This is a genomic window from Fibrobacter sp. UWOV1 (assembly GCF_900142495.1).
Classification (GTDB): Bacteria; Fibrobacterota; Fibrobacteria; order Fibrobacterales; family Fibrobacteraceae; genus Fibrobacter.
The window spans coordinates 25,567-36,576 of sequence record NZ_FRBA01000019.1 but is presented as its reverse complement, the minus strand read 5'-3'; the positions used below and the strand labels follow the sequence as shown (position 1 = coordinate 36,576).

General features: G+C 46.3%; 10 protein-coding genes. 7 read left to right on the top strand and 3 right to left on the bottom strand.

Features of this window, described 5'->3' with window-relative positions:
- The coding region (locus BUC02_RS14980; RefSeq protein ID WP_175549904.1) for a transposase at window positions 1–213 on the top strand (213 nt) is incomplete at its 5' end.
- A 194-nt stretch (window positions 214–407) separates the two neighbouring features.
- Here BUC02_RS14980 and BUC02_RS14975 read toward each other — a convergent pair.
- The 3 genes from BUC02_RS14975 to BUC02_RS14965 are packed head-to-tail and all read right to left on the bottom strand — an operon-like array spanning window position 408 to window position 4,188.
- A complete protein-coding gene (locus BUC02_RS14975) occupies window positions 408–1,904 on the bottom strand; it encodes a TolC family protein (protein WP_073323904.1) in 1,497 nt (498 codons plus the stop codon).
- Window positions 1,901–2,698 (bottom strand): efflux RND transporter periplasmic adaptor subunit, encoded by a 798-nt coding sequence (locus tag BUC02_RS14970; protein WP_073323902.1) that lies wholly within the window; start codon window positions 2,696–2,698, stop codon window positions 1,901–1,903. The genes BUC02_RS14975 and BUC02_RS14970 overlap by 4 nt, the downstream gene beginning before the upstream one ends.
- Entirely contained in the window at window positions 2,698–4,188 is a 1,491-nt protein-coding gene (locus BUC02_RS14965; protein ID WP_175549902.1) for a peptidase associated/transthyretin-like domain-containing protein, read from the bottom strand. Before BUC02_RS14965 ends, BUC02_RS14970 begins: the two co-directional genes overlap by 1 nt.
- Window positions 4,189–4,283: 95 nt before the next feature.
- On the opposite strand from BUC02_RS14965, the gene BUC02_RS14960 reads away from it, so the two are divergent.
- The 6 genes from BUC02_RS14960 to BUC02_RS14935 all read left to right on the top strand — a co-directional run bounded on the left by BUC02_RS14960 (window position 4,284) and on the right by BUC02_RS14935 (window position 11,004).
- Entirely contained in the window at window positions 4,284–4,622 is a 339-nt protein-coding gene (locus BUC02_RS14960; protein ID WP_073323899.1) for a DUF3467 domain-containing protein, read from the top strand.
- A 76-nt stretch (window positions 4,623–4,698) separates the two neighbouring features.
- Entirely contained in the window at window positions 4,699–8,232 is a 3,534-nt protein-coding gene (locus BUC02_RS14955; RefSeq protein WP_083564634.1) for a P-loop NTPase fold protein, read from the top strand.
- 16 nt (window positions 8,233–8,248) lie between these two features.
- Entirely contained in the window at window positions 8,249–8,614 is a 366-nt protein-coding gene (locus tag BUC02_RS14950) for an HNH endonuclease (RefSeq protein ID WP_073323906.1), read from the top strand.
- On the top strand, window positions 8,607–9,731 hold the full coding sequence (locus BUC02_RS14945; RefSeq protein ID WP_073323895.1) for an AAA family ATPase: 1,125 nt from the start codon (window positions 8,607–8,609) through the stop codon (window positions 9,729–9,731). Before BUC02_RS14950 ends, BUC02_RS14945 begins: the two co-directional genes overlap by 8 nt.
- Window positions 9,728–10,564 (top strand): hypothetical protein, encoded by an 837-nt coding sequence (locus BUC02_RS14940; RefSeq protein ID WP_072801442.1) that lies wholly within the window; start codon window positions 9,728–9,730, stop codon window positions 10,562–10,564. Before BUC02_RS14945 ends, BUC02_RS14940 begins: the two co-directional genes overlap by 4 nt.
- A gap of 14 nt (window positions 10,565–10,578) precedes the next feature.
- On the top strand, window positions 10,579–11,004 hold the full coding sequence (locus BUC02_RS14935; protein WP_073323893.1) for a hypothetical protein: 426 nt from the start codon (window positions 10,579–10,581) through the stop codon (window positions 11,002–11,004).
- Window positions 11,005–11,010: the final 6 nt, after the last annotated feature.

The following is an 11,010-nucleotide window of genomic DNA, read 5'->3' as shown; positions in this document are numbered from 1 at the left end:
AATCGCGAGATACGCAGAAGGACTCGTGTTGTCGGCTGCTTCCCGGACGGGGAATCGGCCCTTATGCTTGTCTGCGCAAGGCTAAGGCATGTCGCCTCGAAGGAATGGGGCTCCAAGAGGTACCTGAATATGAAGCATCTCTACGAGCTGGAAAAGGAAAACGAACTAAAACGGGAACTGGAAAAGAGCGGAAAGAAAGGAAATGTAGCCTAAATCTGATGTTGGAACAAACTATTTTTGCGAAAAACCCTTGACACTACCCCTGCTTTACACGACATGTTTAACGCTTATCCCTTGTTGAATAAATTGAAAAAGATTTGGAGCCCGAATAAATCGGGTTGGGTTAAGGTGATAAATGATGTGAAAGCCCGTGATATGGGGCTTATAGCTTAAGGAATCGGCTAGCCCTATTCCGCAGTCAGGTCTTCGCGCAGCACGAGTCTATCGTTTTTCCAGGTTTCCAGGCCGTTCTGCAGTAGCAGTTTGCCCGTGGCCCGCATTAGCCGGACATCGATGATTCGGAGAGTCCGCATGTTTTCGAGCTGTCGGCGCTCCGCTTCGCGCAGGTCCTCTTCCATCTCGAATATCTCGCGGTAGTTGCTCTTGCCCATGGCGAGTTTCTTGAATTCCTCTTCGAGTTCCTTCTGGTGGTATTCCACCGCAATCTGCCCGTAGCGCCACTGTTCGCGGATTTCTTGCGCCCTGTTCTGCAGAATCCTGTATTCCTCGAATATTTGCGCCTGCAACAGCATAAGCCTTGTACGGGCGGCCCTCACGCTGTATTTCTGGGCCGATATGCGGTGCCGCTCGGCAACGCCGCCGAACAGCGGTATGTTTATCTCTATGCCGCCCGCAAGCACGGTCTGGCGCTTGCCCTCGGTCTTGAAGTTCCTCACGGCCTCGCGGGCCTTGTCGTTACGGCTGCGGATTCCGTAGTTGCCGATAAGGTCCACGGTAGGGAGCCAGTCTGCCCGCCTTGCCGAAAGTTCCGATTCGCGGAGCATGACCTCGGCCCCTTGCGATAGGTAGCCCGGATGCATGAGCGACATGGAATCCAGGAATGTGAGCGAGTCGAGCCTTGCCGCCGAATCGGGGGCAAGGTCCGGGCGCATGGCGATGGGGCGGGGGTCGTGGATGTATTCGCCGGACGACAGCGTGAGCAACAGCGTAAGCCTTGCGCCGCGCAGCTTGTCGAGGGCGTCGAGCCTTGCCGACTCGCGGTCGGAATACTCCGCCACGGCCTTGCTATAGTCAAGGGGCGAAAGCAGACCCTGCTTGAGCCGCTTGCCCGCATCTTCCACGATGTCCTTTGCCACGCGGGCCGATTCCGTCGCCGAGGCCAGGAAGCGGTCGGCGTAGTAGTAGTTCCAGTAGGCGTCGCAGAACTTTTCCAGGACATCGTTCAGGGCGTCGCGGTATTTCTGGTAGGCTAGTTCCCTGCGGAGCCTTGCCTGTTCCAGCTCGTTCGTGGCCGAGAAGAACAGCGGGCCGTCCTTGAGGAGGTGCTGGCGTAGTTCGCCGCCGAAGTAGAGTTCCGAGGTGTAGTCGCTGTGCGTGTAGGTGGCCTGGTTGAACCCCACGTTATATTCGGTGCCTGTGGGGAGCGCCCCCTGCACGCCAATCTTGTATTCTTCCTTTGTCTCCGTAAACAGTGCGCCGGGCCGTTCGGCGGTCTCCTTGAACGCGCGGCCCACGAGCCTCGGCTCGAACTTGCCGTAGGCCCCCGTGGCCGCCTCGGATTCCGAGAGCCATGCGAACTTCGCCTCTGTTACGTCGGCGTTGTTCGTGAGCACGGCCTGTAGGGCCGTCCCGAAATCCAGGTACAGCGAATCGCCCTTTTCTTCGGCGGCAAGGGCGGCAACTACAGCCAGGGTGGCGATGATGTTTACGGCGCGGAAACTCATTTAAGCAGGATTTTCCCCGTGACTCCCGGTTCTACGGCCAGGTCCGTGTTGTCGAATATGACCTTCACGGTGCGCAGCATGCTGGACTTGTCCACCACGGGCGATACGAACTCGATTTTGCCCTTCTTGCGGCGTACTTGCTTGCGCCCGTCGAGCGAAAGGCTTACCTGTTGGCCGGGTTTTAGCTTGCCCGACCTGTTCGCCACCACATAGGCGACCATGCGGCAGGTGCGCACATCCGCGATTTCGATGATGGGTTCCAGGCCCTCGACGCTTTCGCCCTTGTTCTTGGATATGGAAACGATTTCGCCGTCGAAGGGGGCGGTGAGAACGCGCTTTTCGAGTTCGGCCTCGGCGACATCGTGTTCGAGCTTCGCGCGTTCCCTCTCGGTTTGCGCCGACGAGAGTTCGGCTGCGGCCACGTCGTGGTTCATCTGCTTTTCCCAGACCTGTTCCGCGCTTACGGAGTTGCTGTTCTCGAAAAGGTTGCGGGTCGCGTCCAGGTCCTTCTTGTAGGCCTGGAGTTTCGCCCTGGCCGAAAGCACCGCCGAGGAGTCGTTTGCCGTGATACCCGTGATGCGGACGCGCAGCCGTTCCTCGCGGTTCACGAGGTTCATGAGCGTGTCGCCCTTGCGCACGAACGCGCCTTCCTTGACCCAGATGCTGTCAATCTTCCCGGACACGGTAAACCCGACGCGGGCCTGGTTGATGGGTTCCGTGACACCGTCGAACCCCTGCTGCGCAAGTGCTGATGCCGCAAGGACGAGGGCTGTAAATAGGGCCTTGCCGAGCATCAGTCTGCCGCCGCGCTGGAAGAACTGGATGACGAACTAGACGCAACCGAGGAACTGGACTCTGCCGACGAACTCGAAGCTTCGGAAGAACTGGATGCCTCGGACGAACTGGACTCGGGTGCCTTGGAAAGCTCGGTGAGCACCGTCAGCCCCTGCAAGTAGAGCCCGTTCTTTGCGTGGGCGGTGATGTTCATGCCCACGGTGTCGCCCGCCGCAAGGGAGTCGTCGAATGTCTCGAACATCTTGACGAACAGCGTGTCGGCCTTGATCCAGGCGTCGGCATTGGGGGAAACGTTCCCGGCATAGATGGACTTCTTGACCTTTGCAGCCTTGCTCCACTGGACCGTGGCGAGCGAGTCGGAGAACTTGATCCAGAGCGTGTCGTTTACCGAGAAAGTCGCCTTGTAGCGGCTGCTTGCCGCCCAGGCGTTGCTCGTGACGGCATAAAGTCCGCGGTTCGTGGTAAAGGCCGCGTCGCCCGAAAGGTCTACGGTCAGCCTCTCGCCCTTCTTGGTGTAGCCCACGATGCTCACGGAGTAGGACTTCTCGGCGGCAAGGGGGGCCGTGTGCCGCAGGTACAGCGTGTCGCCCTTGATTTCGGGCATGAGGACCGTCGCGGAATCGCCCGCGAGGCTCACGGAAATGTTCTCCTTGCTGAGCGCCTCGCTGAACACGTAGTAGGGCGTGATGAGCGGCGAGAGGTTCTTGTAGCCCATGCGGTTGTTGTCCATTACGTTTGAAGATACGATGACGGGGGCGCTCTCCTTGAGGGTGTCGCGGACGAGGAAGATTCTGCCCATGTCATGCACGGCGTCGGAACGCAGGCGGGGAAGCGCCGTGTTCGAAAAGCGGTAGGTCTTGCCCTTGTAGGTGAAGGGTTCTGCCGAGAGCGTGAGGCCGGAATCGGCGGGGAGCTTTTCAAAGGAGAACCTGCCGAGCGAATCCGTCGCGGCGGAGAATGTTTCGGGGGCGATGTTCACGAAGGCCGTGTCCTGGTGCGCGAGGCGCAACTTTACCTTGGGGGCGGGCGACTTTACGCCCGTGGCCTCTTCTTGCACATAGAGTTCGCCGGAAATTCCCGCATTCAGCGGCGAAAGCCGCACGACGCGCGACCCGCTCGCCACCACGCCCTCCATGTAGCTCGATTCGCCCGTGGATGCCACCGTGATAATCTTGGGGGCGTAGTAAAGCGTGTCCTTCTTGTCAACCGTGTAGTGGCTGAACGTGAAGGTGTGCTGGCCGTAGGGTAGGCCGTCTATGAAGAATGCCCCCGATTCGTCGGTATAGGCCGTCTTCTGCTTGCCGGAACCGTCCATGTAGTCTATGGAGGCCCCTTCGAGGCCAAGCCCGTTTGCGCCGCTTACGACACTGCCCGAGAAGGTCCACTTGGAGTATTCGTCGTCCTCGGAATCGGACACGGAACAGCCCGAAACGAGAGCCGCCACGGCGAACGCCGTGACAAAGGATGTACAAAGTTTAACTAGGTTCATAAAACCCCTTGATATGCCTCGGAAATCTAGTAAAAGCCCCTCCATTTTACTAAATATCCAAAAGACATTAACCTTAAAAACAAAGGAATTGCAAAATGGCAGAAAACAAGCAGCCGCAAATCGAATGGAACGACAAGGACATGCGCACCACCTACGTGAATGCGACCAACGTAGTGGCCGGGCGCGAAGAGGTGATGATGATTCTCGGCGTGAATCGCGCATGGCAGATGAACCAGGAAAAGGTCGATGTCGCCATCTCCGACCGAATCGTGATGAACCCCTACACGGCAAAGCGCCTCGCCATTATGCTCAGCGCCACCGTGCGCGCCTACGAGAAAAAGTATGGCCCGCTCGACATCGGCGTGAATACCGCCCCGGCGGCAGCCCCTGCCGCTCCCGCGGTCGCCAAGGCCACCGGCAAGTCGGCCAAGTAACGCCCGCTCCAACCGCCCCCCAAGGTCCGACCTCTTTGGGGGAGGGGGAGGAGGGAATTTTTTAAGAGGATTTACAATGAGTGAATCATTTGATTTTAGAGTTATGGATGACTCTGCTTCCGATAGTGATTTATTAAAAGATGGAACTCACCAGAGAATTGCCGACAGACTTTTCGATTTGATAACGAAGTCGGATGCCAAGGGATTGACCATTGGTCTTGAAGGGAGCTGGGGTTCTGGAAAATCAACGGTTGTAAATCTATTAAGAAAAAAACTGGAAAAAACGAAAGAAACATTCGTTTTCTATATGGACTCGTGGGCCCATGAAGGTGATTTTTTACGCAGAGCATTTCTTGAAAGATTTGCTCAACAATTGCAGGAATGCAGCGAAGAAGATGATTCGTCTATAAAGAAAATTAAAGATGAAATAAGTAATAAGGTTGTTACTAAAACGACTTGTACTGAACCTGTAATCACGTGGTTTGCGAAACTATGTGCTTTCCTATTGGTCTTTTTTGTCCCTGCGGGATTCCTCTTTGTTGATCATGGTCTTGATAAATCTTCTCTTGAATGTAAATGTTTTATTGTGATTGGTCTTCTTTTGATTTTTTCGCCGGTATTGTGTGCGTTGTTAGTTTGTTTGAAAAATCTTTGGAATCAAAAAAGAGAAAAGAGAAAATCTTGTTTGAAGGGAAAAAACGAAGAAAACAATGAAAACGAATGCGCAAATGAAAAAAATGATGAAGAGAATGATGAAAATGAAAAAGATTCGCATAAAACCCTAATGCCTGTTTTTTGGACGACTGATACCACTGAAACAGTAACAAACGAAACGACGAAGGAACCTGAAAAAACATCATTGGAATTTGAAAATTTTTTCGAACAACTTCTCGAAAAAACTTATACAAAAGGCTTTATAAATGTTGTTTGTGTTATAGATAATCTGGATAGAATTAATCCAGAGGATGCTTTGAAAATTTGGTCAACTCTTCAGATATTTGTAGAATCGAAAAACTTAAAAAAATGTAAATCTCGCAAAAGTGATGTTTGGGTTGTTGTTCCTTATGACGAGTCTGGATTAAGATTGTTGTGGGATAAAAAAGATAGGTCGCAAACTGAATGCGAGAAAGAAGGATTACCTAACGGAAGTGGTGATTCAAAGGAAACAGATAAAAAGAAAAATGTTCTTTGCTCTAAATCATTCTTTGATAAAAGTTTTCAACTGCGAATAGAAGTTCCGAAAATGCTTTTTGAAGGATGGGAAAACTATGCTGACAAAATTATACATGATTCTTTAGAAAATAGTTTCAGTGAAGAGCAGATGTCGTGTGTGCTGGAAATGCTTAAACGAGGCCGAGTAAGCATTAGCGATGCGCCTAGTCCCCGCGAAATAAAAACATATGTAAATCAAGTTGGGTTTCTATATCCCTTGCATAAGGAAAATGCTTCTTTGGAATCCTTGTGCTTTTATGTTGATTTGAAGTATTTGAAATCGAAATCTGCAGATGATATCAAAGAAGGCCTGCGTAATCGACGCATTTGGACTGAAAATAAGGTGCTTGGTTTTGTGAAAGAAAAAACGGATGTGGAAAAAGAGTTGTGCGCAATTCTTTTTAATGTGAATGGTGAAAAAGGGATGGAACTTCTTATAGAAGACCCCGTTAGAAAAGCATTGAATGAGGGAAACGAAAGCGAATTACAAAAGTTAGTCCGCAATCATGAACATGCTGTGAAGATTTTTGTTGAAAATATTTTGGCAGAGAATAAATATGATTGCAAAAATTATATGCATTTGTTAATGAAAACATTTGAGGGAAAACTAGAAGATGATTTGTTGCGGTTTGTTGTTCGTAATTGCGACCAAATATGCAACCAAATGGATAAAATTGCCTCAGTTGATGATTTATGTGCCATTTTCCAGATTGTGAAAGAAAGCTCGGAAAACGATTCGCTGTATCAGTTGTCAAAAAAATATGTTGCAATGCAACATGAACTTCTCAAAGGAGATGAAGATAAATCAACTGTAGAAAAAGTTGTTGATTCTATTGAACGGGTTTATGACATTGTTGACGACCCTGATTTAATTTATATTGATTACAGACAATTAGGAATGAAACATTTCCAACAGGTTGCGGATGCCGTTGGGATAGAAAGATCGTCAAAATTCGGAAAATTTGTAAGAAATATAGATTCTTTGGATGAGGATTATTCCCAAAAAATTGTACCGAACTCCCCAGAATTAGCGCTGTTGCCTAAATTTCCTATTATTCTTGCGTGCAGTTCAGGCTGCTTGCAATGGAATAAAACTTTGCAGGCGATAAATAAATTGATTGTTTTTAGGCCTCAGAATAATGTTTTGAATACGGATGCTTTTGTACAGTGTGTTGAGGTTTTATCAGCATTGCAAGGTTATGAATTGAAGGAAGAATGTGACGCTATAAAATCTTTACTGAATAGACCCGACTTCTGGCACTATGTGTCGGTGTCTCAAAAAGAACGTGTAAAACTGAGAGCGGCATACCTATTGGCTAAATATACCGACGATTTGATTTCGCCCCAAGTTCAATTTACGGGACAGTCGCTAAATGGGTATAATTCTACTAAGGCAGTCTTTAAAGAGAAGAATGATGATATTGTAAGTTATTTTTGCAAAAAAATAAATGCGACGAAAAAATCTGATTTTATTTGGTCCCTTGCGAAGAATCATACATATCAATTGATTGGTGGAATCATTGAAAAGCAGTTGAAGGATGAGAAACATTGGTTCTTCAATACCGATAAACCTTTTGAATGTTTTGCCAACGCTATTGAATATGAATATCCAGATAATGAACGCGTAAGAGTACGATTGTTGACTGAATTTGAAAAAACAGCGCAATTGATTTCATGTGTACAGAAAGATGAGGCTCCTGTAACAACTCATTTGAGTGCATGTAAACTTCTTTTAGAAAGTGATTATTCTAGAGCTGTTGTGGAAAAGGTAAAACATGAACTCGCCGCAAAGACAAAAGATGTTTGGTCTAATGCGTTGAATGACAATACCGAGCTTCTGGATATTGTACGAAGGTGTAAAGAACTTGAAGGACGATCGCTTGAAGAATTGTCGAATAATTTTGCGGATGCTTTTAAAGAGTATGTAAAGTTGGCAATGAGTGCCGAAAATGCTGACTGTTTAACAACGGAAGATTTGGCAGGTCTTTATGATTGTATGAGTGATTCTTTCAAGAGGTATGTATCTGGCGAAGTTGTGAATGAAATCATTGTGCGAAATTTTGTCGTGCACCCTCAAATAAGAGATTTCCTTGTCACAAAGTTAGACTATGATGTGTTAATCGGAAAACATCTAGATGCAGAAAAGATTATAAAGGATCTTGTCGAAGATGCTAAGTGGAGCCAACTTGAATTTGTTGTTGCTTTGATAGATAAACTTGATAAACGATTTGTTCCAAAAGTTTATGATGCGAATGTTATGATAAAACTCCTGAAAACACTAAAAGGTAAAGCAGAACAAGGTCAATTGAAAATTGTTGAGACTCTATGCAAGTTTTTTAATGTAGATTTTAATTCGTTAGAAAACATCTCGGATGAAGATGGCGGTGAAGAATCTTAAACGACAGGTTTTGGTTATGACTGAAGAAGAAATTGATGCTATTTGGCAAAAAGGCCGAATTGTGCCTGACTATGACCCTTCCAAGTTCAGGAAGGATGCCTGCGGCGCATGGATTGCCCGTGATAAATATGGTGATGCAGATGCCGATTTTGGCTGGGAAGTTGACCATATTTATCCGCAAGCTTTAGGTGGTGGCGACGATGATGTAAACAAAAGACCTCTTCATTGCAAAAATAATCGAAGCAAGGGCGATGACTATCCTTCTTATAAGTCTGCAGTGACCGCTCGTGGAAATAAAAATGTTGAGCTTGAACGAATTCTTGTCGTGAATAAGAATAAAATGGAATTCTTGAACTCTATGTATGGAGCGCCCAATGCTTGAAAAAATGACAGTAAAAGGCTTGTTGCATCAGTTCAGTTATGAATTAGACTTTACTAATGAAAACGGACCTGCTGTAAAGTATATTACGGGACCGAATGGATTTGGTAAAACGACAATTTTGAAACTGTTGGTCGCTCTGTATGGTGCCGATTGGAAAACTATGGCGGCTTTGCCGTTTGATTCTTTTGAATGTGTAATGGACGGTAAAACCTTAAGCGTAACAAAAGAAGAGTGGCAGATTATACAAAATGATGATTCAGATGAACAAGATGACCTTGATGTTCGTTTAGACATTTTGTTTGAAGGACAAAAGCCATTGCAGATTTCTGTAAAGGGGCGTGATGGTAAGTTCTACACACCGAAAAAGAGCGGGGACCACTCTGTCGAGATGATACTCTCGCAAAAGAAAATCTTGTACATTCCGGAAACGCGAATCATTGAAAAAAATCTTCCTAAAAGGAACCGAAAAACTCCTGTAAAAACTTGTAATGATTCTTTCATTAAGTATCTGTCGATTCTTTCTGATAAAATAGAGAATTTTCTAAAGAGCAAACTCAAAAATGAATTCCCGGTAAATGAACCCATCGAAGGTTTGAAATTTTCTCTAGTTGACAAAATGCTCGGATTCAACTTAAATTCTGAATTCTTGACGGATGTCAAAAAATATGGTCCAATTGTTGAAAAACTCTTGAACGATGAGTTTTCTATTAAGCACGAAGTTGATAAACTTGAAAAGTTTATGGAACTCATAAATCGATATGAGTTTATCAACAAGAAAATCTCAATATCCGAGAAAGATGGTTTCCGGTTTAAGCTGACGGACAAATACAATACGATTGTCGATTTAGATGATTTGTCGTCTGGCGAACGGCAGTATTTGATGCTTGTTTATAAAATGCTGTTTGAATCTAGCGAACATACTTTAGTTCTTGTCGATGAACCTGAAAATTCCATGCATATGTCTTGGATTCTTGAGTTTCCCAAAGTCATCAAGGAACTTTGTAAATGGAGTGATTTGCAATTCATTATCTGCACCCATAATTCCAACATTTTTGAACAAAGATGGGATATGTCGCAGGACTTGTTTGAAAAGAGTCAACTGAGGAAGGCAGAATGATTCAAGCTCCATTGCAAGAAGTGACGGAAGAAAATCGTCCTAGAGACACCTTAGGTGCGATTCACCAAAGTATCAATTCGCATATGCAAGCGATGTGGGTTATTGTTGAAGATGAGCCTGATGTTTTGGTTTATAGTAAATTCTTTTCAACGGACCGCTTAAATGTCCGGTCATCATCGATAAACAAAAGAAAGAGTTGTAAGAATGTTGAAAAAATCGTAGATACAATATTAAACGAAAATTATGAAAAAATTATAGGAATTAGAGACAGAGATTCTATCGACTTCTTGCCTGCTTATACGTTAAAAAAGAATGTATTCTTGACAGATCAGCGTGATATTGAAATGCAAATGCTCAAGACCAATGGTGTTGTTTTGTTACTTAAACAAAAGGATTCTGGTATTGAACAGAAAATTGAAAACGTCAAGCCGCTTGCTAGAGCTATAGGATGTTATCGAATCTTTAATGACATTAAAGAGTTTGGTTATTCATTCAACAAGAAATTAAAAATAGGTCGTTTTAGAGACGATAAAGCTCATGTTCTTAAACAGGGCGCTTTAGTGGAGCTAGATAGTTCCTTTTTTGAAGGAAGAACGGAGCAAGATAGGAACGATTTTGATAATCTTAAAGATGTTTGTGATTTAAAAGATTTCGCGTTGGTTTGTAATGGGCATGATTTTCTTGCTTTATTAGATTGCTTAGCGACTATTCCGCATTTGAAGGAATTTCTGCCTCAATGCTACGATATGGATGCTTTTAAGCAGTCTACCCTTTATACTGATTTAAAAAACTGGGCTGATAGTAATAATGTTTCACTATTTGAGGGAACATAAAAGTTTTTGCAAGAATGAAAGAGTTCAAGGACAATCCCTTTATAATCGAGTCGCTGGAACGGCGACAGATGATGGATGGCGCACCGGGCGACATCGTGCTGCCGGGCGGCATTGAACAACCCGAAGCCGTTATCGAGGCCCCGGCGGTGATTGGCGAGATAGAACAGCCCGTCAATGTGACCCCGAACGACGCTGACTTCTTGACCAGGGCGAGCATCAAACAGCTTGTCAATACAGAATTTGTCCGCAACCCCGAGACGGGGCTGTATGTGGCAGAAGATTCCGGCGAACTAGTCAAGTCTGTAAACAAGGACTTGATAATAAACCCACAGAAAAATTTTGAAATACAACAGTCCGCGCCGCTGAGCGCTGCGGATATTCAAGCCCTGCTCTCTATAGACCCGGACAATCTGGGCGGCAAGGGCAACACAAAAGTTTAATAACAG